The organism is Devosia sp. ZB163 (assembly GCF_028613635.1).
Lineage (GTDB): Bacteria > Pseudomonadota > Alphaproteobacteria > Rhizobiales > Devosiaceae > Devosia_A.
This window is the reverse complement of the sequence record NZ_JAQRMY010000003.1, coordinates 557,362-577,865: the sequence shown is the minus strand read 5'-3', so window position 1 is coordinate 577,865 and position 20,504 is coordinate 557,362. Positions and strand designations below refer to the sequence as shown.

20 protein-coding genes are annotated in these 20,504 nt (G+C 66.3%); 16 read left to right on the top strand and 4 right to left on the bottom strand.

The window, feature by feature from the left end:
* Nucleotides 1-9: 9 nt before the first annotated feature.
* Nucleotides 10-1,287, bottom strand: coding sequence for an ABC transporter substrate-binding protein (locus tag PRN20_RS16605; RefSeq protein ID WP_273958659.1), 1,278 nt, complete (start codon nt 1,285-1,287; stop codon nt 10-12).
* Between the two features lie 154 nt (nt 1,288-1,441).
* Between PRN20_RS16605 and PRN20_RS16600 the strand changes: the two genes are divergently transcribed.
* The 11 genes from PRN20_RS16600 to PRN20_RS16550 all read left to right on the top strand — a co-directional run bounded on the left by PRN20_RS16600 (nt 1,442) and on the right by PRN20_RS16550 (nt 12,909).
* The gene (locus PRN20_RS16600) at nt 1,442-2,887 is read left to right on the top strand and encodes an aldehyde dehydrogenase family protein (protein ID WP_273958658.1); all 1,446 of its coding nucleotides are present in this window, start codon (nt 1,442-1,444) and stop codon (nt 2,885-2,887) included.
* Entirely contained in the window at nt 2,887-3,669 is a 783-nt protein-coding gene (locus tag PRN20_RS16595; protein ID WP_273958657.1) for a creatininase family protein, read from the top strand. The genes PRN20_RS16600 and PRN20_RS16595 overlap by 1 nt, the downstream gene beginning before the upstream one ends.
* Before the next feature lie 77 nt (nt 3,670-3,746).
* Complete coding sequence (locus PRN20_RS16590) at nt 3,747-4,484, top strand: FadR/GntR family transcriptional regulator (RefSeq protein WP_273958656.1); 738 nt, start codon at nt 3,747-3,749, stop codon at nt 4,482-4,484.
* A gap of 540 nt (nt 4,485-5,024) precedes the next feature.
* Nucleotides 5,025-6,596, top strand: a complete 1,572-nt coding sequence (locus tag PRN20_RS16585; protein WP_273959043.1) for a TIGR04028 family ABC transporter substrate-binding protein — start codon at nt 5,025-5,027, stop codon at nt 6,594-6,596.
* 70 nt (nt 6,597-6,666) lie between these two features.
* A complete protein-coding gene (locus PRN20_RS16580; protein ID WP_273958655.1) occupies nt 6,667-7,611 on the top strand; it encodes an ABC transporter permease in 945 nt (314 codons plus the stop codon).
* Nucleotides 7,608-8,477 (top strand): ABC transporter permease, encoded by an 870-nt coding sequence (locus PRN20_RS16575; RefSeq protein ID WP_273958653.1) that lies wholly within the window; start codon nt 7,608-7,610, stop codon nt 8,475-8,477. The genes PRN20_RS16580 and PRN20_RS16575 overlap by 4 nt, the downstream gene beginning before the upstream one ends.
* On the top strand, nt 8,474-10,078 hold the full coding sequence (locus PRN20_RS16570) for a dipeptide ABC transporter ATP-binding protein (protein ID WP_273958652.1): 1,605 nt from the start codon (nt 8,474-8,476) through the stop codon (nt 10,076-10,078). The genes PRN20_RS16575 and PRN20_RS16570 overlap by 4 nt, the downstream gene beginning before the upstream one ends.
* A complete protein-coding gene (locus PRN20_RS16565) occupies nt 10,071-11,114 on the top strand; it encodes a putative FMN-dependent luciferase-like monooxygenase (protein WP_273958650.1) in 1,044 nt (347 codons plus the stop codon). Before PRN20_RS16570 ends, PRN20_RS16565 begins: the two co-directional genes overlap by 8 nt.
* A gap of 21 nt (nt 11,115-11,135) precedes the next feature.
* Nucleotides 11,136-11,750 (top strand): CMD domain protein, encoded by a 615-nt coding sequence (locus PRN20_RS16560; protein ID WP_273958649.1) that lies wholly within the window; start codon nt 11,136-11,138, stop codon nt 11,748-11,750.
* Nucleotides 11,751-11,761: 11 nt separating this feature from the next.
* A complete protein-coding gene (locus PRN20_RS16555) occupies nt 11,762-12,367 on the top strand; it encodes an alkylhydroperoxidase domain protein (RefSeq protein WP_273958648.1) in 606 nt (201 codons plus the stop codon).
* Between the two features lie 2 nt (nt 12,368-12,369).
* Entirely contained in the window at nt 12,370-12,909 is a 540-nt protein-coding gene (locus PRN20_RS16550; protein WP_273958647.1) for a flavin reductase family protein, read from the top strand.
* Between the two features lie 111 nt (nt 12,910-13,020).
* Here the strand turns inward: PRN20_RS16550 and PRN20_RS16545 are convergent, their stop codons facing one another.
* Nucleotides 13,021-13,413 carry a DUF6294 family protein gene (locus PRN20_RS16545; protein WP_273958646.1) on the bottom strand — a complete coding sequence of 131 codons (393 nt, stop codon included), beginning with the start codon at nt 13,411-13,413 and terminating at the stop codon, nt 13,021-13,023.
* Between the two features lie 356 nt (nt 13,414-13,769).
* On the opposite strand from PRN20_RS16545, the gene PRN20_RS16540 reads away from it, so the two are divergent.
* The 3 genes from PRN20_RS16540 (at nt 13,770) to PRN20_RS16530 (ending at nt 17,354) form a co-directional block, all read left to right on the top strand.
* Nucleotides 13,770-14,717 (top strand): substrate-binding domain-containing protein, encoded by a 948-nt coding sequence (locus PRN20_RS16540; protein WP_273958645.1) that lies wholly within the window; start codon nt 13,770-13,772, stop codon nt 14,715-14,717.
* Between the two features lie 62 nt (nt 14,718-14,779).
* A complete protein-coding gene (locus tag PRN20_RS16535; RefSeq protein ID WP_273958643.1) occupies nt 14,780-16,315 on the top strand; it encodes a sugar ABC transporter ATP-binding protein in 1,536 nt (511 codons plus the stop codon).
* Between the two features lie 19 nt (nt 16,316-16,334).
* A complete protein-coding gene (locus PRN20_RS16530) occupies nt 16,335-17,354 on the top strand; it encodes an ABC transporter permease (RefSeq protein WP_273958642.1) in 1,020 nt (339 codons plus the stop codon).
* Between the two features lie 12 nt (nt 17,355-17,366).
* Here the strand turns inward: PRN20_RS16530 and PRN20_RS16525 are convergent, their stop codons facing one another.
* Nucleotides 17,367-18,437 (bottom strand): DUF4037 domain-containing protein, encoded by a 1,071-nt coding sequence (locus tag PRN20_RS16525; protein WP_273958641.1) that lies wholly within the window; start codon nt 18,435-18,437, stop codon nt 17,367-17,369.
* Between the two features lie 259 nt (nt 18,438-18,696).
* Here PRN20_RS16525 and PRN20_RS16520 point away from each other — a divergent pair, with 259 nt between their 5' ends.
* Nucleotides 18,697-19,332 (top strand): ankyrin repeat domain-containing protein, encoded by a 636-nt coding sequence (locus PRN20_RS16520; RefSeq protein ID WP_443112588.1) that lies wholly within the window; start codon nt 18,697-18,699, stop codon nt 19,330-19,332.
* 11 nt (nt 19,333-19,343) lie between these two features.
* Nucleotides 19,344-19,472, top strand: a complete 129-nt coding sequence (locus PRN20_RS16515; protein WP_273958640.1) for a hypothetical protein — start codon at nt 19,344-19,346, stop codon at nt 19,470-19,472.
* A 10-nt stretch (nt 19,473-19,482) separates the two neighbouring features.
* On the opposite strand, the gene PRN20_RS16510 is transcribed toward PRN20_RS16515, so the two are convergent.
* Nucleotides 19,483-20,400 carry a GlxA family transcriptional regulator gene (locus tag PRN20_RS16510; RefSeq protein ID WP_273959041.1) on the bottom strand — a complete coding sequence of 306 codons (918 nt, stop codon included), beginning with the start codon at nt 20,398-20,400 and terminating at the stop codon, nt 19,483-19,485.
* Nucleotides 20,401-20,504 lie beyond the last annotated feature (104 nt).

Below are 20,504 nucleotides of genomic sequence, written 5' to 3'. Positions count from 1 at the left end.
GCTGCTTAGTCAGCGTGAGGCGAACTGCTGTTTGAGCTCGGTCCAGCGCTGCGCGCCCGCCTTCATCACCTCGTCCACCGGCGTTTCGCCGACCATGGCCTGGGCGAGCAGCGGGCGGAAGTAAGCGGACCAGACCGAGGAGAACTCGGTATAGGTGCCGGCCTTGGCGATGGACGCCTGCTTGCCAAGTGCGGCGACGTCAGCCCACTTGCCCCAGGCCGTGATCACGTCCTGGTCTTCGAACAGCGGCAGCTGGCCGAAGCCGAGGCCCTTTTCGACAGCCCACCGTTTGGCGACCGTATAGGGCTTGCCGGCCATGAAGTTCACGAACTTCCACGCCGCCTCGGCGCGGGCTGGATCGGCCGCAGTCTTGGCGGTGATGACGTAGGACTTGGCAAAGCCGAGCGTCGAATGCGTCTCGCCCGGCATCGGGGCGATTGCGAACTGGCCGGCGAGCGGCTGGGTTGCGGCATCGTTGAGCGCGGCAAGCACGTAGGTGAACACGACCGTGAAGGCGTGATTGCCCGTGTTCATCGCCGGGATGATGGTCGACTCATGCGAGTCGGGCTGCACGAGGCCCTTGGACCAGGCATCCGCGAGCCACTGCAACTGCTTGTAGGCTCCATTCCCGGGATCGGCGAAGAGCGGGTTCAGGTCGGCATCGAACATCTCGGCGCCACGGCCATAGGACTGGGCCACGAAGGCGTCGTAGAAGTTGGGCAGTTCCTGGTCGTATTCGTAGATGATCGGCTTATCCATGCCGCCGGCCTTGAGCTTTTCGGCCGCGGCAGTGACCTCTTCCCAGGTCGTGGGTACGGGGATGCCGTTATCCTCAAGTATCTTCTTGTTGTAGATGAAGCTGATGGTGTCCGAGTAGTAAGGCAGACCATAGACCTTGCCGTCGTAGGTGACGTCGGTCAGAGCGAAGCCGGCAATGTCCTTGGTCAGCTCGTCGATGGCGCCGGCCGGGGCGACGGAGTCGAGCGGCGCGATGAAGCCCGCCGCACCCCATGCAGGCAACCAATCCTGACCACCGTAGACAACGTCGGTGGGCGTATTGCCTCGAATGCGCAGGATCAGACTGTCGTTGTAGTCCGGCCAAGCATAGTCGGTGACGTTGACCTTGATGCCGGGATTTTCTGCCTCGAACTTGGCGACGTTGTCCTGAACGGTCTCGAGGGAATAGTTCCAGACGACGAATTCAAGCGTGATGTCCTGCGCTATCGTAGGCTGGGCGGCGAGGCCAACGGCAATAGCCGAGGCGGTCAGGAGTTTCCTGAGCTGCATTTTGGGTCCATCCTCTCTGTCCTCTAGCGGTTCGCTCTGGTGGCGAACCGTGCTCGACGGCGGAGGCCCCATTTCCCGTTGACACCCCGCCCGCTGGTTGGACTATATGAACCACTTGTGATCATTTGCAACCACTTTTATGAAATAGGCACGCATGGCCGAAAACGCTCAAACCAATTATGTCGGCGGCGCATGGCGGGGTGACCCTCGGGGCGAAATCAGGACGCAGCGCTCGCCCATCGATGAGAGCGAGATCGGTCAGCTGACCTGGAGTTCTCGCGTACTTGCTCAGGAAGCGATCGCCGCTGCACGCACGGCCCAAGGCGAATGGCGCAAGGTTTCGACCTGGGACCGGGCAAGGTCCATGCGTCGGATTGGCGACGCCATCGCGAGGCGGCGCGAACAGCTGGCGACGCTGCTGACGCTGGAACAGGGCAAGCCCTATGCCGAAGCGTTCTTCGAAGTCGGCAAGTCAGTGGACGGCTTCAACCTCGCCGCTGACCTCGTGAAGTATCTCGAGGGAGCGACCATCCCAACCGAAGATCCCACCAAGCGGGTGATGACTTTCTACCGGCCGCGTGGCGTTTATGCGGTGGTCACGCCGTGGAACTTCCCTGTCAACATCCCGGTCGAGTACATTGCGCCGGGCCTCGCGGCCGGCAACACCATCGTCTGGGCCCCTGCCCCTACGACAGCGCTGGTCGCGGTGGCGCTGGTCGAAGCGATCGAAGACGCCGACTTGCCGCCGGGCATCCTCAACCTTGTCACGGGCGCCGGCGCGGTGGTGGGCGACGAGATCGTCTCGAACCCCGGCACCGACGCCGTCGGCTTCACAGGCAGCGCCGCGACCGGCAAGCTGATAAGCCAGCGCGCCGCCGGCAAGCCGCAGCTCATGGAACTCGGGGGCAATGGTCCGGTGGTGATCCTCGAGGATGCCGACCTGGACCTCGCAGCGGCGGCCACGGCTTCGGGCTCGTTCGTCAATGCCGGGCAGGTCTGCTCGTCGTCCGAGCGCATCCTCGTGCACCGCAAGGTTTATGACGAGTTCGCCGAGCGCATGGCGCACAAGGCGCGCGAGGTGGTGCTGGGCGACCCGCGGAAGGCTGGCACGACCATGGGGCCGCTCAATAATCCGGCCGTGGCCAGGAAGGTGGCCGAGCATGTCGGCGACGCCCTCAACCGCGGCGCCCAGGCCATCACCGGCGGCAAGCGGCCGGACGACGCGCTGAGTCCATTGTTCTTCGAACCGACCGTGTTGACCAACGTTTCCCGCGAGGCGCTGATCAACACCGAGGAGACATTCGGGCCGGTAGCGCCGCTGCTGGTGATCGACAACGACGAGCAGGCCTTCGAGCTGGCGCGTGACAATCGCTACGGTCTCGTCTCGTCGGTCTTCACCCAGGATATCAACCGGGCGTTCCGCTATATCGAGGAGATGCCGACCGGCATCGTCAACATCAACGACACCTCCAACTACTGGGAACTCCACATCCCCTTCGGCGGCGCAAGCGGCAAGGACAGCGGCATGGGCCGCGTCGGCGGCAAGCATGCACTCACCGCCATGTGCGATCTCAAGACTGCAACATTCACGGTGCGCTGATGCGTTGGGACGAACTGACTTCGCCGGAGATCGGCGCCCTCGACCGGGAGAAGACCGTCGTGGTCTTCCCCATCGGCTCGGTGGAGCAGCACGGCGACCACATGCCGCTGGGCACGGACACCATCCTGGCGCATGAAATCTCGCTGGCGGCGGCAGGCAGGGCCGGCAATGTCGTGGTACTGCCGCCGCCATGGTACGGCTTTTCGGCCCACCACATGCGCTTTCCCGGGTCGGTGACGCTGCGTGCAGAGACGCTGATGGGGGTGGCCGAGGACGTGGTAGCCTCGGTGGTCAGGCACGGCTTCCGCCGCATTCTCGTGGTCAACGGCCACGGCGGCAATGGCGGGGTGATTGACGTGCTGGCCTCGACGCTGGGGCACAAGCACTATGGTACCGCGCGGATCGTGACTCTCACCTATTTCGCGCTGGCCCGCGACTCGATCGCAGAACTACGGCACTCCGAGTCCGGTGGCATGGGGCATGCCTGCGAGTTCGAGACGTCGCTGGTCCAGCACCTGCGGCCCGAGCTGGTAAAGATCGACCGCGCCAAGACCATCTATCCCGATCCGGGCTCTCGCTACCTGACCACGGACCTCATCGGCAGCCAGGCGGTGCGGGTCTACCACGATTTCGCGGATCTCTCGCCCACCGGGACCCTCGGCGATCCGTCCCTGGCGAGCGCGGAGGCGGGACAGGCCTTTTTCGATGGTTCGGTGGCGGCGCTCGCATCCTTCATCGAGGATTTTCGCGGTTGGCGCATTCCGGAACCGCCCAAGCCATGACAGTCCGATGGGACTGCAATGGTTGACAATGACAGACTGATTCTGCTCATTGCTGACCGCTTCGAGGACCATCCGCAATGAATACCAACGGCGCGACGCCGCAGCTCGCCTCCATCTCTACCAACGAGCGGGCCACGCCATCCCTGGTTTATCGCTCGCTCCTGCGCTCAATTCGCGATGGGCTGATGGTGCCGGGCGCCAAGCTGCCCAATGAGCGCGAACTGGCACTGCAGCTCAACACCAGCCGCACGGCGGTGCGTTCGGCGCTGGCGATGATGGAGCGTCAAGGTCTCGTCCACCGGCGCGTCGGTTCGGGCACCTTCCTCACCGACGATGCGCAGAACGTCTTCGATCGCATGGACCAGACGAGCGCCACCCCGCATGACGGCGTGCCGTCGTTCGCCGAGATCGTCGAAGGCCGGTTGCTGTTCGAGCCGGCGATGATGCATCTGGTGGTCAACCGGGTGCAGGAAGCCGAGATCGCTGAAATGCGCCGGGTGCTCGACGAAATCGTCTCGGCGCCAACCTGGGAAGACTTCAAGGAGAGCATCTACGCGCTGCACCGGGCCATGTTCGCGGCCACCAAGAACAAGTTCCTGGTGCAGATCATGAGTTCGATCCTCGACGACCGCCGCGCCGTGCTGTTCGACGGCCACGACACCGACAAACCAGCCCCCGATCCGGTCAAGCAGCAGACGCACAAGGACCTCAAGGCCATCGTCGATGCCATCGCCGACCGCAACGCCAAGCGGGCGGAGGAGCTGGTCTCCGACCACCTGATGCGAATCCTGGCGACCATCAACATCTGGCAGTAATCGGAGGAGCCGCTAAAGGCCGCTATGCGCCCAGTTGCGGACACTCCTCGAAACATCCGGGAATGCCCGCTCCCGACCCAGGCCGGTAGCTTGTTCGGGCAGGCTTCTGACAACGGCGAGCTCCCCTGCCTGGGTGCGCCCTCGGCATCCCAGGGCTGGCTCCGGCGGATCAGGCAAAGCGAGATCGTCGACCAGCGGATGAGAGAGATTCTGTAGCACGGCAGAGCGATGGAGGTCCGCGGGGGGCCTCGCCGTTGCCCAGCCAATTGCCCTCCGGTGTCCGCCCTGCGCCGGGGCCACGCTCGCAGCGTACGGTTCTCCCGAACGGAAAACTCGGAGAATTCACGTCCATCGGCGGGCGACAATTAAGACTACTATTTCGATAGAGTTAGTTGTGCATCTCGGGGCGCGCGCTACCCTTCTGTGACGTCCGGCGAGGGCCGGATGGTGCAATTCAAGGAGGCAGCGTTGGTACGCTCCATTCTCACACTCGACCGCCGCACGGCGCTGAAGGGTCTCGCCGGAGCGCTCCTCGCCGGCATGGCAATGCCCGCATTCGCGCAGGATGCGCCCGTCACCGGCGGCACGCTGATCTATCTCGAGCAGCAGGCTCACACGAACCTCTACCCCCCGGCCGGCGGGTTCTATCCGAACGGCGGCGTGCTCAACCAGATCACAGACAAGCTGACCTACCAGAACCCCCAGACGCTCGAGATCGAGCCGTGGCTGGCCGAGAGCTGGGAAGTCAACGACACCGCCACCGAGTACACTTTCAAGCTCCGTCCGGGCGTCACCTTCTCGGACGGCACGCCCCTCGACGCCAAGACCGTAGCGCTCAACTACGACACCTTCGGCCTCGGCAATAAGGACCTGAAGTACCCGGTCTCGGAAGTCATCAACAACTACGACCGCGCCGAGGTCATCGACGACCTGACCGTCAGGTTCCACTTCAAGGCGCCTTCGCCGGGCTTCCTGCAGGGGACTGCCGTGATCGGGTCGGGCATCGTCGCGGCGTCCACGCTCGCCCGGCCCTATGACGAGCTCGGCGATGCCACCAAGATCATCGGCACCGGCCCGTTCGTGGTCGAGAGCGAGACGCTCGGCAAGGAGCTGAACCTCAAGGCCCGCGAGGACTACACTTGGGGTCCGGTCAAGTTTGCGCACCAGGGCCGCGCCTATCTCGACGGCATCAAGTACATCATCACCCCCGAGGACAGCGTGCGCATCGGCGCCCTGCTCGCCGGCCAGGCCGACGCCATCCGGCAGATCCAGGCCTATGACGAGCCGCAGGTGGTGGACGCCGGCTTCCCGATCTATGCACCGGGCACCCGTGGCCTCAACAACGCCATCAGCTTCCGCCCGGACAATCCGCTGGTCGCCGACCTGAGGGTCCGCCAGGCCCTGCTCCTTGCGACCAACCGCAAGGAGATCGTCGACACCCTGTTCTCGGCGAACTACCCGCTCGCGACGTCGATCCTCTCCTCGCAGGCGGCCGGCTATGTCGATCTGAGCGACAAGCTGGTCTTCGACCAGGACAAGGCCAAGGCCCTGTTCGCCGAAGCCGGCTGGACGCCGGGCGCCGACGGCATCCTCGAAAAGGATGGCAGCAAGCTCGACCTCACCGTCTACGTCTCGCTGCCGCAGCCGCAGAACGAGGGCGTGCTGCAACTGCTCGCCCAGCAGTGGGCCCAGGTGGGCGTGAAGCTCAACGTGCTGGCCGGTGATGCGGGCAGCCGCACGCTCGACCTGCTCGATCCGCTGAAGACCCCGGTCAACGTGACCATGGTCGGCCGCGCCGATCCCGACGTGATCAAGTCGGCCTACTACCCCAAGAACCGCGACTGGCTGCTGCAGAAGGGCGGCTCGTCCGACAAGACCAACTTCGTCGACGAGAAGCTGAACGCCCTGCTCGAAGGCCTCGCCGCCGAGACCAATCGCGAGAAGCGCCTCGCCATCTCCGGCGAGATCCAGAACCACGTTCTCGACCAGGCCTACACGATCCCGTTCTTCGAAGAGCCGCAGGCTTTCGCCACGGCCCCCTACGTGAACGGGCTCGAGTTCGAGGCCGTCGGCCGGCCGAGCTTCTACAACACCTGGCTGGCAGCCCACTGATCGTACTCCCCCGGTCCCGGGCAGCGATGCCCGGGGCTACCCCGCCCCTTTCCTTGCCGGAGCGCCGCCAATGTCGCGCTACATCCTGAGCCGCCTCGGACAGGCCCTGCTCGTCCTCTGGATCGCCTTCACGGTGTCGTACCTGCTGCTGCAGGCGCTGCCCGGCGACGCCATCCTCATCAAGTTCCAGAACCCCGAGCTCGGCCTCGGCCCCGAGCAGATCGCGGCCCTGCGCGAGGCCTACGGCGTCGACAGCCCGCTCTGGCAGCAATACCTGCACACGCTCGGCAACTTCCTCACCGGCCAGTTCGGCTACTCGGTGGTCGGCTCGGTGCCGGTGGCGCATGAACTGCTCGCCAACCTGCCGGCCACGGCGCGCCTCGCCAGTCTCGGCCTCATTCTCGCGACGGCTCTGGCGCTCGCCATCGCGTTCCTCGCCACGCTGGCGCCCTTTGCCTGGCTGCGCGGCGCGCTGCAGTCGATCCCGGCGCTGTTCGTCTCCATCCCGGTGTTCTGGCTCGGCATCATGCTGATCCAGATCTTCTCGTTCCGGCTGAAGTGGATCTCCGTCATCAACCCCGGCGAGATCGAGGGCCTGATCCTCCCCGTCATCACCCTCGCCGTGCCGATCTCGGCGCCGCTGGCGCAGATCCTGCTGCGCAACATCGATGAGGCCTCGACGCAGGGCTACGTCGCGGTCGCCCGCGCCAAGGGTGCCTCGCCCACCTGGGTGCTGTGGAAGCATGTGGCGAGGAACGCGCTGCTCCCGACCCTCACCATCGCCGGCATCCTGTTCGGCGAACTCCTCGCCGGCGCCGTCATCACCGAGACGGTGTTCGGCCTCAACGGCATCGGCGGGCTCACGGAGCGCTCGGTCCGCTTCCAGGACACCAGCGTCATCCAGGCCGTGGTGGTGTTCTCGGCCGCCGCCTTCGTGCTGGTGAACCTCGCCGTCGACCTTCTCTACCCCGTCTTCGATCCGCGCCTCCGCAAGGCCAAGGGAGTTCTCGCATGAGCAGCATCGGTACAGTGGACGGCCTCGCCTCCGCCTCGCACGGCCGCACCGCCAGCGGCCTCGGCGCGCGCCTCAGGCGCCTGCAGCCGGGGCTCGTCCTCGCCTGGATCGTCATCGCCATCGTGGTGCTGTTCGCGCTCTTCCCGCAGCTCTTCACCAGCTACAGCCCCGTGCAGGGCGTGCCGGTGGAAAAGCTGAAGGCACCGAGCGCACTCCATATCCTCGGCACCGACGCGCTCGGCCGCGACCTGTTCACCCGCATCGTCTACGGCGCGGTGCATTCGCTGACCGGCGCCTTCGTCGCGGTCGCCGTCGGCCTCGTTGTCGGTACCGCGTTCGGCGTCATCGCCGGCTCGACCGGCGGCATCGTCGAGGACGGCATCATGCGGCTCGTCGACGTGCTGCTGTCGATCCCGGGCCTGCTGCTGATGCTCTCGATCATCATCCTTCTCGGCTTCGGCACGGTGAACGCCGCCATCGCGGTCGGCATCACCTCGGTTGCAGCCTTCGCCCGCCTCTCCCGCTCCGAAGTGGTGCGTGTCCGGCGCTCAGAGTATGTCGAGGCCGCCTTCGGCTCGGGCGGCACCTTCCTCGCCGTGCTGTGGCGCCATGTGCTGCCCAACTCGCTGGTCTCGGTGCTCGGCTTCGCGGCGCTGCAGTTCGGCGGCGCGATCCTTGCCATCTCCACCCTCGGCTTTCTCGGCTACGGCGCCCCGCCGCCGACCCCCGAATGGGGCCTGCTGATCGCCGAGGGCCGCAACTACATCGGGACCGCCTGGTGGCTCACCACGGCGCCTGGCATCGTCGTCGTGCTCGTCGTCCTCTCCGCCAACCGCATCAGCCAGTCGCTCGGAGGCCGCAAGTGACCACGCCCCTGCTCTCGGTCGAAAACCTCTCGGTCGCCTATCGCGAAGGCGACCACACCGCGCGGGTGACCCACGAGGTGAGCTTCGCCATCGCCCCCGGCGAGGTGGTCGCGCTCGTCGGTGAATCCGGCTCGGGCAAGACCACCACCGCGCAGGCGGTAATTGGCCTGCTGCCCGAAAACGGCCGCATCGAAACCGGCGCCATCCGCCTCAACGGCGAGGATATCTCGCGCTGGAGCGGCAAGCGCCTCGACGTCATCCGCGGGCGCCAGATCAGCCTCATCCCGCAGGACCCCACGAGTTCCCTCAACCCGGTGAGGACCGTCGGCGCGCAGGTCGGCGAAATCCTTCGCATCCACGGCGAACGTGACCGCAGTCTGATCGAGGCTAGGGTGATCGAACTCCTCGGCCGCGTCGGCCTCTCCGATCCCGAACTGCGCGCGAGGCAATATCCGCACGAACTCTCGGGCGGCATGAAGCAGCGCGTGCTCATCGCCACCGCCATCGCCCTGAAGCCGCAGTTGATCATCGCCGACGAGCCGACCAGCGCCCTCGACGTCACCGTGCAGCGCCGCATTCTCGATCTCATCGACGAGCTGCGCCGCGAGAACGGCACCGCCGTGTTGCTGGTGACGCACGACCTCGGCGTCGCCGCGGACCGCGCCGACCGCATCGTCGTGCTGCAGGGCGGCCGCATCCAGGAGACCGGCGAAACGGCGTCGCTGCTGGCGTCGCCTCGCAGCCCCTACGCCCGGCGCCTGCTGGCGGACGCCCCGTCGCTTTCCGCCAGGACCTTCCGCGCCGCGCCCGCCCCGGGCGAGGACGCCATCATCGTCGACAACCTCGTTCACGAGTACCAGTCCAGCGGCCGGGAACCCTTCCGCGCCGTCGACAGCGTCTCCTTCACCGTCCGCGCCGGCACCACCCACGCCATCGTCGGCGAATCCGGCTCGGGCAAGACCACCACGGTCCGCGACATCGTCGGTTTCGGCCGCCCCACGGCCGGCGCCATCCGCATCGCGGGCACCGACATCTCCGCACTGAAGGGCGAGGCGCTGCGGAAATTCCGGCAGACGATCCAGCTCGTCTACCAGAACCCCTTCTCCTCGCTCGATCCGCGCCAGACCGTGTTCGGCATCGTCGAGGAGCCGCTGATCAACTTCGGCGAACGCGACGCTGCCGTCCGCGCCCAGAAGGTCAACGCCCTGCTCGAACGCGTCGGCCTGCCCGAGGCGCTGCGCAAGCGCCGCCCGCGCGCCCTGTCCGGCGGACAGCGCCAGCGCGTCGCCATTGCCCGCGCGCTGATCCTCGATCCCAAGGTGCTGGTGCTCGACGAGGCGGTCTCCGCCCTCGACGTCACCGTGCAGGCCCAGATCCTGAAGCTGCTCGACGAGCTGCAGAAGGAGCGCGGGCTCACCTACCTCTTCGTTTCGCACGACCTCGCCGTAGTCCGGCAGATCTCCGACACCGTGTCGGTGCTTCACAACGGCCAGCAGGTCGAAGCCGGGAGCGTCGAGGACGTCTTCCTTCGCCCCCAGAGCGACTACACGCGCGAACTCATCGACGCCATTCCCGGAAAAAGGAGCCACGCTCTTGCCTGATACGATCCTCCCCAAGCGCCTCGGTTTCTTCACCCGGCTGCTCGAAGATGCCTCGCCCGGCGACCGCTACCGCTTCGCCACCGAGCAGATCGTCCACGCCGAAGCCAATGGCTTCGACAGCGCCTGGATCGCCCAGCACCATTTCCACCGCGACGAGGGCGGCCTGCCCTCGCCCCTGGTGTTCCTGGCCCATGTCGCGGCGCGCACCGAGCGCATCAGGCTGGGTACCGGCATCATCACGTTGCCGCTCGAACACCCGATCCGCGCCGCCGAAGATGCCGCGGTGCTCGACCTGCTCTCGGGCGGCCGGCTCGAGCTCGGCCTCGGCTCCGGCGGCACCCCCTCGTCCTTCACCGCCTTCGGCTACGACGTGAAGGACAAGGCGACCATCTACGACAAGCATCTCGAGACCTTCCGCACGGCGCTGTCGGGCTCTCCCCTGGCCGGTGATACCCGGCTCTACCCCGCCGCTCCGCAACTGCTGGAACGGTTCTGGCAGGCCACCTTCTCGGTGGCCGGCGGCGCCCGCGCCGGCAAGGCCGGCGACGGCCTGATGCTGTCGCGCACGCAGCCTCGCCCGGCGGAGAACCTCGGGGCCTCGCTGGCCGACCTGCAGCATCCGATCATCGACGCCTATCTCGAAAATCTGCCAGGCGAGATCGCACCGCGCATCACCGCCTCGCGCACCCTGTTCGTCGCCGACAGCCGCGACGAGGCGCGCCACTACGCCGGCATCGGGCTGCGCAAGGCCGCGATCGGCCTCGCCAAGAGCGGCCACAAGTTCGAGAGCGACGATCTCGACTACCTCATCGCCGCCACCGACACCCATGTCGGCACCGTCGACGACGTGCTCGAGAGCCTTTCCCGCGACAGCACGCTGCCGCGCGTCACCGACATCGTCTTCCAGGTCCACTCGGTCGATCCGCCGCACGAACTCACGCTGCGCTCGATCGAGCTGATCGCCGCCCACGTCGCCCCGCAACTGGGCTGGGCACGATCCGCAAAGCCCGCACCGCGCCTCAGCGTCGTGCGCTGAACGAACAAGGAGCCAACCACCATGACCACCAAGATCGACGTCATCGACAAGCTCGTCGGGATCGTACCCGGCTCGTCGCTTGACCGCGTCCGCTCCAACCGCCAGGCCGCGCGCGACAATGCCCAGCTGAGCTACGAGGCACTGTTCGAGCCCGCCGCGCCCGGCACCGTGCTGATCGAGGAGCGCTACGCCATCGCCTATTTCGTCGCCGGCCTACACCGCGACGAGTCCGTGGCCGCCTTCTATCGCGAAGCCCTAGGCCACCATGATCGCCCGGGCCTGCTCGGCGCCATCAGCAGCGAGATCCGTCGCGGCGAAACCTCCGGCCCCTACGGCAACTACCCCGAAGGCCCGCTGAGCGACGAAGACAAGCCCGGCCTCGTCTATGCTCCGGACTCGGCCAACCGTGCCGTGCTCGGCCGCCTCGGCGCAGCATTGGTGCATGCCCACCTGCTCGTCTTCCGCCCGCGCGACGCGAGTTCGGCAGCCCTCGAGGCCCTGCTGAACGCCGGCTGGTCCACCGACGACATCGTCACGCTCAGCCAGCTCGTTGCCTTCCTCTCCTTCCAGATCCGTGTCGTCACCGGCCTCCGCGCGCTCGCCCAGAGCGAGCAGCAGTCCGTTGCCGCCGAGTAAGGTTCAGAACCATGACCGAAACCGCCATCTCCTATTCCGATCCAAACCGCCCCGTCGCCTTCACCCGCGACAACATCGGCTGGGCCCCCTGGCTCGAGCCGCTGCAGGAAGAGAACCTGACCCAGCGCCACTGGGACGGGCTCACCGAAGCGAGCCGCGCCAAGTCGCCCTATTTCATGCTGCTGGCCCGCGACCCCGACATCCTCGGCGCCCGCACCCGCACCGACAAGGACATCTTCTACAATCCCGACGCGGGCCTGCCCCGCGCCGAGCGCGAACTCGCCGCGGCCGCAACCTCGCGCTACAACGGCTGCATCTTCTGCGCCTCGGTCCACGCCCGTTTCGCCGCGACCTACTCGAAGCGCCCGGATGACGTCGACAAGCTGCTCGCCGAGGGCGTCGAAGCCGATCTCGATCCGCGCTGGAATACGCTGGTCGATGCCTCGGTGAAGCTCACCGCGACCCCGTCGGAATTCGGACCAAACGAGATCGCCGCGCTGCGCCAGCAGGGCCTCGACGATCTCGCCATCGCCGACCTGATCCAGGCCGCCGCCTTCTTCAACTGGGCCAACCGGCTGATGCTGTCGATCGGCGAACCGACCCCGGCCGCAGCCTGACCATGACCGTTGCCGAGGTGATCCCCGATCCCACCGACGAGACGCGGGGCTTCAAGACCGCCATGCGCCACCTCGCGGCCGCGGTCAGCGTGGTGACGACCGGTCGCGGCGAAAGCCGCACCGGTCTCACCGCCACCTCGGTGACCTCGCTCAGCATGGATCCGCCGGCACTGCTGGTCTGCCTCAACCGGCAGTCCTCGGTGTCGTCGGTCCTGCTCGAGCATGGCGCCTTCTGCATCAACGTGCTGGCGAGCGACCAACTGCACATTGCCGAGCACTTCACCGGCCGCGACGGCAGCCGCGGCGCCGCGCGTTACCGCGACGCCACCTGGCAGCAGATGCCATCGGGCGCGCTCGGCAATCCGGGCGCCCTCGCCCTGATCGACTGCGAGCTCGAGGAGGCCATCGACCGCCACTCGCACACCATCCTCATCGGCCGTCCGAAGTCGGTGGTGATCCGCGACCGCGCCGAGCCCCTGCTCTACTGGCACGGCGCCTACCGCATGCTGTCCAGCCTCGATCGCGTGCTGACGACGGCCTGAAGAGGCTCGCCAGCACGTTGATGCAGAAGCCGACATGCGCCGAAGCGGTTCGTCTCATGACTCCTATCGCACGCGGTCGAGTTGTCCTCGACTATGCGCCGGGACCGCCGCTCAGCAGTGATATTCCATCACGACCCTCGAGAGGCTCTGGAAGATGTACGAGGGGAAGAAGATCTGGTTCAGGCTCACCCAGTCGACCGGGGTCGGGTGAAGCGTCGGGGACCATATCCAGCCGTGCTGCCAGATGACGACCCCGTGGTCGTCCTGGAACTGGAACCGGCATCCCCAGGAATCCTCGCCGTCATCCTGCGACATGACGCTTGCGCGCCACTCGGCCGTTCCATTGTCGAAGACGCGCAGATTGTTCCCGCTCAGGGTGCAATCCCCCGCGAACAGCCTTGGCCACGAGAAATCCTTGGGCTGGCTGTCGAGGCGGGCAACTTCGAATTCCTTCTCGCTCACTGCGAACCCGACTTTCGCATGTCCTTCATGTTCCGTTGTCATGCGTTACTCCCATGTTACTACGTAGCGTTTACGCGTACATCAGTACGCATCTGCGCAATTACTACACATCGTCCGAGTTAAACTGGACAATTTTACGCAATTACTCTATTGCGCGCATTAATGTCAATTGTATGCACCCGACGACGCCGCGCTTGATGAATGACCAGCAGACGCCCAGGTGCTCATGGATTTGTACAGTATCGTACATTCACCACGGTCTTTCGCGTCACCTATAGCGCAGTCGTACCCGCCGATACGGAAAGTACTCCTATCGACAACGACTTCAGGCTCATTGACTTTCGCCTCCGCTGCGGCACTCTGTCGAACGCTCTGCAGAAAGAGCGTGGGAGGAAACTATGCATCGTTTGATCAAGTCGATAGCCGTCGCCGGCAGCCTTGCGCTCGTCTTGAACGGCGCCGCCATGGCCCAGGACAAACCCGAGATCCTGACATCCGTTCCGGGCCTGACGTTTCCGTTCTTCGTGCACATGATGAACGCCATGAAGACCGCCGTTGAGGCACAGGGTGGCACGCCGATCGAGAGCGACGGCCAGGTGTCCTCTCCCAAGCAGACGGCTGACGTCGAGGCGGCCATCGCACGCGGCGTCAAGGGCATCATCATCAGCCCCAACGAGGTCGATGCCATGGCCCCGGCCATCCAGCAGGCGATCGAAGCCAACATTCCCGTCGTCACCGTCGACCGCCGCGTCGCCTCGGTTGACGGCATCCTCGCCCATGTCGGCGCCGATAACGTCAAGGGCGGCGAAGCGCAGGGCAACCTGATCGTCCAGATGTTCCCCCAGGGTGCGACCATCATCAACCTGCAGGGACAGTCCGGCGCCTCGCCGGCCATCGACCGGAACAAGGGTCTTCACAACGTGCTCGACGCCGCCGGCGACAAGTACAAGATCGTCTTCGAGCAGACCGCCGGCTTCGACCGCGCCAAGGGCCTGTCCGTGACCGAAGCCGCGCTGTCCGGCCTCGCCGAACCGCCGCAGGTGATCGTCGCCGCCAATGACGACATGGCGCTGGGCGCCATGGAAGCGGTCAAGGGCCGCGGCCTCACCGGCATCGCCATCATCGGCTTCGACGCGCTGCCCGAAGCGCTGGCGCAGGTGCGCGACGGCGGGCTCACCGCGACCATCGAGCAGTTCCCCGGCAAGCAGAGCTCCACCGGCGTCCAGATCCTCATGGATTTCGTCAAGAACGGCACCAAGCCCGCCGAGCAGGTGACGCTGCTGACGCCTGTCGCCATCACCAAGGACAACCTCGATGTCGGCGAGCGCCTGGGCGAGGTAAAGTAACCGCCCATCCGGTACGGGCCGCTTCCGGGCGGCCCGGCCATCGCCACGCGAGCAACGCCACGATGGACACTGCCCCACCCCTGCTCAGGATGAGCGGCATCTCCAAGTCGTTTCCCGGCGTCAAGGCGCTGGACGACGTCTCGTTCACCGTCGCCGCCGGCGAGGTGCACGCGCTCCTCGGCGAGAACGGCGCCGGCAAATCCACCCTGCTCAAGATCCTTGCCGGGGCCCAGTCGGCCAATGCCGGCACGATCGAGATCGACGGCAAGGCGGTGGTCCTCGCCAATCCGCACGAGGCGCAGCAGCGCGGCATCGTCACCATCTACCAGGAGTTCACCCTCGCCCCGAACATGTCGATCGCCGACAATGTGTTCATCGGGCGCGAGCCGGGATCCCGCCTGTTCATCAATCGCGCCGAGCTGGAGTCGGCCACCTCCGCCCTCACCCGGCGGCTGGGACTCGATCGCAGCGTCCGCACGCTCGTGCGCGACCTCTCGGTGGCCGAGCAGCAGCTGGTCGAGATCGCCCGCGCATTGTCGATGCAGAGCAAGCTCATCGTCATGGACGAGCCGACCTCCGCTCTGAGCCGCGCCGAAGTCGAAAAGCTCTTCCGCCTCGTCCGCACCCTCAAGTCGGAAGGCATCTCGACCATCTTCGTCACACACCGGCTCGAGGAAGTGTTCGAGATCTGCGACAACTACACCGTGCTGCGCGACGGCCGGAATGCCGGCGCCGGCGCGGTTGCCGAGACAAGCATCGAAGGCATCATCCGCCTGATGGTCGGCCGCGAGCTCAGCGGGTTGCTCGCCCGCCGCAGCGCCGGCCTGGTCGGTCCCGTGGCGCTCGCGGTCGAGGACCTCGTCCGGCTCCGCACGCCTACCTCGCCCCATGCCATCGAGCTGCGCAACGTATCGTTCAAGGTGCGGAGCGGCGAGATCCTCGGCCTTGCCGGACTCGTCGGCGCCGGTCGCACCGAGACCGCACGCGCCATCTTTGGTGCAGACCCCTTCGATTCCGGCCGCATCCTCGTCGACGGCGAACCGGTCAGCATCCGCACGCCGCAGGAGGCGATCCGCCACGGCATCGGCCTCGTGCCCGAGGATCGGAAGCAGCAGGCGCTGTTCCTCGCCCTCGCCATCCGCACGAACCTGTCGATCACCGTGCTCGACCGGATCAGCAATGCCCTCTCCTTCGTCTCCGCCGACAAGGAACTCGGGCTGGTCGACGAGTACCGCCGGAAGCTCAACATCCGCATGGCCGGGCCCGACCAGCTGGTCGGCAACCTCTCGGGCGGCAACCAGCAGAAGGTGGTGCTGGCGCGCTGGCTGGCGCTTGGCCCCCGAGTACTGATCGTCGACGAGCCGACCCGCGGCATCGACGTCGGTGCCAAGGTCGAGGTCCACAACCTGCTGTTCGAGATGGCCAATGCCGGCATCGCCGTGATCGCCATCTCCTCCGAGCTCCCCGAAATTCTCGCCATCTCCGACCGCATCGTCACGATGCGCGAGGGCGTGGTGACCGGCGAAATCCGGCGCGACGACGCCGACCAGGAAAAGCTGATGACGATGATGACGCTCAGTGTCGGCGAGGCGGCATGAGCGCACCGAGGGGGATCAGGTGACCGAACTCAGAGCAACTCCAGAAAAATCCGCAGGCTTCGACCCATTCGGCTTCGCCGCGCGTTTCGCGCCGCTCATCTTCCTCATCGTGCTGATGGCCGTGTTCGCGCTGCTCGAGCCGCGCTTCTTCACCTCGGTGAACCTGTTCAACGTGGCGCGGCAGGTGTCGATCACCGGCCTTCTCGCCATCGGCATGACGTTCGTCATCCTCACCGCCGGCATCGACCTCTCGATCGGCTCGCTCCTCGCCTTTGCCGGGCTCGTTGCGGCGGCCATCGCCAAGGGCGGACTGTCGGACCGCTTCACCGTCGGCGACGACGCCATCGGCTATGGCTGGCAGCTTGCCGCGCTCGGCGCCATCGCCATCGGCCTCATCGGCGGCTATGTGCAGGGCTTCGCCATCACCCGGTTCAAGGTGCCCCCGTTCGTCGTCACCCTCGGCGGCATGTCGGTCTTCCGCGGGGCAGCGCTGCTGTTCGCGGCCGGTGGTCCGATCTCGGGTTTCGACAAGGATTTCGCCTGGTGGGGCCAGGGCAAGGTGTTCGAGGTGCCGGTCCCGGTGATCATCTTCGTGATCGCCGCCGTCCTCGCCCACATCGTGCTCAGCTACACGCGCTACGGCCGCCGCGTCTATGCCGTGGGCGGCAACCCCGAGGCGGCGCGCCTCTCGGGCCTCAACGTCAACTGGATCATCTGCTCGGTCTACGTGATCATGGGCTTCTTCGCCGGGCTCTCGGCATTCGTCCTCGCCGCGCGCCTCAACTCGGCCGAGGCCGTCGCCGGCACCGGTTACGAGCTCACCGTCATCGCCTCGGTGGTGATCGGCGGCACGAGCCTGTTCGGCGGCGTCGGCACTATCTTCGGCACCGTCATCGGCTCGCTGCTCATCGGCGTCCTGATCAACGGCCTCGTGATCCTCAACGTCTCGTCCTACATCCAGCAGATCATCATCGGCGTCATCATCGTGCTCGCCGTCGCCTTCGACACCTTCGCCAAGTCACGACGACGACGCGCGTGAGCACCTTCCCCGTCAGCCGAGCAGCGCGTGCATCATCCGCTGCGTCGCCGGCGGATTCTCGAGCACGGGAGTGAGGTCGCTCACGTGGTCGATGGAGCCGACCACCGGCAGGAAGCGGATGGAGGGGGCCTCAACGCCCGTGAGCGTTGCTGCAACCAGGTCGTCGGCGTTGATCGTCGTGAACGGACGTTCGTGGTAGGGGCCGATCACCGGCTCGACCTTGCCCCCGATGCCATCCGCCTGTTGGCGACGGGCCAGCACGAGATAGGCCGACGCCAGTGCCTCGCCGCGCTCCTGCCAATGCTCGGCCACGAGGACCTGCCGCAGAATTGGTGTGAGCGCGTCCGCGAGCGGCAGCCTGGCGAACCCGCTGCCGAACCATTTCGAGTACGGCGCGTAGCGGCGGGACAGGAGGAATGCCATCCGCATGACGTCGCGCGCGAGCCGGCTCGCGACCACGCGTGAGCCCAGATCGTCGCCGACCTGCCCTGCCCGACCGACGAAAGCCTGCTCCTCGGCGATGCGGCGCCACTGGCAGGCGATCTTGTAGAGCCAGACGTCGTCGGGAAAGTAGGCCAGTGCCGACCTGGCCCGAGTCAGCCGGTCGTCGTCATCGTGAAAGACCCCGCCTCCCGTGAAGGCAAGCAGCCGCTGTTCCGGGAAGGCCAGCCACTGCAGCGGGGTGAGGCCGTCGACGGAGCGAACGCCCAGTATCCGATCGAGCGTGCCCTCGACGGTGTGGATCTCGAGGCCGTGGTCCATGGCGCCGACCGCCTCGCTGCCACCAGCCGGAGGATGCGGCCGGTTGCGCCAGCCGATCGGCTCACCGAGAAATTGCGTCGGCGCGATCCGCCGGAACTCGTCCACCAGCCCGTGAGCCCGCTGGTCGAAACTCTCGCGCCCGAGAAAGACATGAACCCGGGGCCCCCAGTTGTGGTCCTTGGAGAGCTCGTCGTCGAACCCAAGCAGTTCCGAGCCATAGCCGACCAGCGCGGCCGCATGCTGCAGTCCGGGCGCTGTCGTGCTCAGCCAGGGCCGCACAACCTCGGCGTAGAAACGGCGCGACAGTTCGATGCCCTGCACGATGTCCCCTCCATCAAAGCCGCAAAGTCATAGATGCAGGCGGGCCTGCCGCAAAGGGGACCCGATTGCGCAGCACAGGCTGTCGTGCCGACTGCTGCCGTTCCAACGGCGCTGTCCTGCACCATCTGCGGCGCTTCCTGCGGGGACTTTGATGAGGCTTGTGCAGCTGCCATCAACCAGGCTGCAACCAGGCTCAGGTAGTCTCCGGCAAAGCTGGCGCCAACCGACAGGGGAGGCAAGAATGTTCCGAATTGTCTCGATGGTTGCAGCGATCGTGACGCTCGCCTTTCCCGTCCAGGGTCAGGAAATGAACGAACTGCATTCCGCTGCGGCCGGCAACGATGTTGCGGCCATCACCTCGCTCCTTGCCGCCGGTGCGGAGATCGATGCACGCAACGCCGACGGCGAGACCGCGCTGCTGGTCGCCACCCGTGCCAACAATATCGATGCCGCCCGCGTCCTCATCGAAGCCGGCGCCGACGTCAACGCCAAGGATCGCATCAACGACAGTCCCTATCTGTTTGCCGGCGCCCGAGGGCATCTGGAAATCCTCGGGATGACGCTCGCCCATGGCGCCGACCTGCGCAGCACCAACCGCTACGGCGGCACGGCCCTGATCCCCGCCGCCGAGCGCGGCCATATCGAAACCGTGCGCGCCCTCATCGAGGCCGGCACCGATCTCGACCATATCAACGACCTCAACTGGACGGCCCTGCTCGAGGCGATCATCCTCGGCGACGGTGGAGCGCGTCACACCGCCATCGTCCAGCTTCTCGTCGATGCCGGCGCCAACGTGAACCTTACCGATGGCGATGGCATACCGCCCCTCGCACACGCCCGCAGCAGGGGCTACTCCGAAATCGAGAAGATCCTTCTCGCAGCCGGCGCGCGTTGAGGGCTCCGACGATGCATGACTACCTGCGCCAGGCCATCGAACTGGCCTTCGCCAACCTTGACGGCGAACCCTTCGGCCTCTCGACAGCCGCCGTCTACGCCGACAGGCAAAGCCCTTCGCGCCAGGGCGCCGAGGACTGATGATGCTGACCTAAGTCCGCACCGCAGCGCTGAAGCGCTCGCGGTAGGCGCTGGCGGAGAGACCGGTCATCTTCTGGAACACGCGCCGGAACGCCGATGGGTCCTTGTAGCCGACGTTCCAGGCTATCCGCTCGACCGTGTCGCGGCTGAACTCCAGCCGCTCACGCGCGAGGCCGATGCGCAGCGCCTGCACATACTCGGTCGGCCGCAGTCCCGTCGCTTTCTGGAAGCGGCGGAGGAAGGTGCGCGTCTCGAGCCCGGCACGCTCCGCCAGCGCTCCGATGTTGATCTCCTCGCTGCCGTGCGATTGCAGCCAGTGCTGAACCCTCAGTACCGCATCGTCGCCGTGTGAGAGACGCGGCGCGAACGTGCTGTAGTGCCGCTGTTCCCGGCCCGCGGGATCAACGAGCAGGAACTTGGCGGTGTCGCCGACGACCGTCGGGCCGAGCACGCGGTGGATGAGCCGCAGGCCCAGGTCGGTCCAGGCCAGCATGCCGCCGGCGGTGATGATGTCGCCGTCCTCGACGATCATGTCACCGGCGGTGACCTCCACATCGGGGAAAGCGGTGGCGAACGCATCGGCGTAGAGCCAGTGCGTTGTCGCCCGGCGGCCCGACAGCAGTCCGCTATGGCCCAGCATGAACGCCCCGCCGCAGATCGAGGCGATGGTGGCTCCGGTGCCGTGACGCTCGCGCAGCCAGCCCGTGAAGTCCGCCGTCTCGTCGGCGGTCAGCGGATCGGCCAGCCGGCCGGGGATGACGATGTAGTCGGGCTGTCCGGCGGCGCCGGGATCGCTGTCGTGACTGCGCGCGAAGCCGGTCTCGCCCAGCTTCCAGTGGCTGGTTCGGATGCGGTCCACGCCGCCGTGCTGGCGGGCATAGTCGTTGGCCACCTGGAACGCATCGGTGAGCCCATGCACCGAGGCCATGGCGCAGCCGGGATAGAGCAGCAGGCCGATTTCGGTGTGTCTGAGTGCGTCAGTCGTCTTTGTCACTTCTGGCCCCGACTATGTCAGTTGCGGCAATCGTCGCC

Bases quoted from the DNA above. Each gene is read 5' to 3' on its own strand.
- PRN20_RS16605 (WP_273958659.1), bottom strand. From the start codon at position 1,287: ATGCAGCTCAGGAAACTCCTGACCGCCTCGGCTATTGCCGTTGGCCTC.
- PRN20_RS16600 (WP_273958658.1), top strand. From the start codon at position 1,442: ATGGCCGAAAACGCTCAAACCAATTATGTCGGCGGCGCATGGCGGGGT.
- PRN20_RS16595 (WP_273958657.1), top strand. From the start codon at position 2,887: ATGCGTTGGGACGAACTGACTTCGCCGGAGATCGGCGCCCTCGACCGG.
- PRN20_RS16590 (WP_273958656.1), top strand. From the start codon at position 3,747: ATGAATACCAACGGCGCGACGCCGCAGCTCGCCTCCATCTCTACCAAC.
- PRN20_RS16585 (WP_273959043.1), top strand. From the start codon at position 5,025: ATGGCAATGCCCGCATTCGCGCAGGATGCGCCCGTCACCGGCGGCACG.
- PRN20_RS16580 (WP_273958655.1), top strand. From the start codon at position 6,667: ATGTCGCGCTACATCCTGAGCCGCCTCGGACAGGCCCTGCTCGTCCTC.
- PRN20_RS16575 (WP_273958653.1), top strand. From the start codon at position 7,608: ATGAGCAGCATCGGTACAGTGGACGGCCTCGCCTCCGCCTCGCACGGC.
- PRN20_RS16560 (WP_273958649.1), top strand. From the start codon at position 11,136: ATGACCACCAAGATCGACGTCATCGACAAGCTCGTCGGGATCGTACCC.
- PRN20_RS16555 (WP_273958648.1), top strand. From the start codon at position 11,762: ATGACCGAAACCGCCATCTCCTATTCCGATCCAAACCGCCCCGTCGCC.
- PRN20_RS16550 (WP_273958647.1), top strand. From the start codon at position 12,370: ATGACCGTTGCCGAGGTGATCCCCGATCCCACCGACGAGACGCGGGGC.
- PRN20_RS16545 (WP_273958646.1), bottom strand. From the start codon at position 13,413: ATGACAACGGAACATGAAGGACATGCGAAAGTCGGGTTCGCAGTGAGC.
- PRN20_RS16540 (WP_273958645.1), top strand. From the start codon at position 13,770: ATGCATCGTTTGATCAAGTCGATAGCCGTCGCCGGCAGCCTTGCGCTC.
- PRN20_RS16535 (WP_273958643.1), top strand. From the start codon at position 14,780: ATGGACACTGCCCCACCCCTGCTCAGGATGAGCGGCATCTCCAAGTCG.
- PRN20_RS16520 (WP_443112588.1), top strand. From the start codon at position 18,697: ATGGTTGCAGCGATCGTGACGCTCGCCTTTCCCGTCCAGGGTCAGGAA.
- PRN20_RS16515 (WP_273958640.1), top strand. From the start codon at position 19,344: ATGCATGACTACCTGCGCCAGGCCATCGAACTGGCCTTCGCCAACCTT.
- PRN20_RS16510 (WP_273959041.1), bottom strand. From the start codon at position 20,400: ATGGCCTCGGTGCATGGGCTCACCGATGCGTTCCAGGTGGCCAACGAC.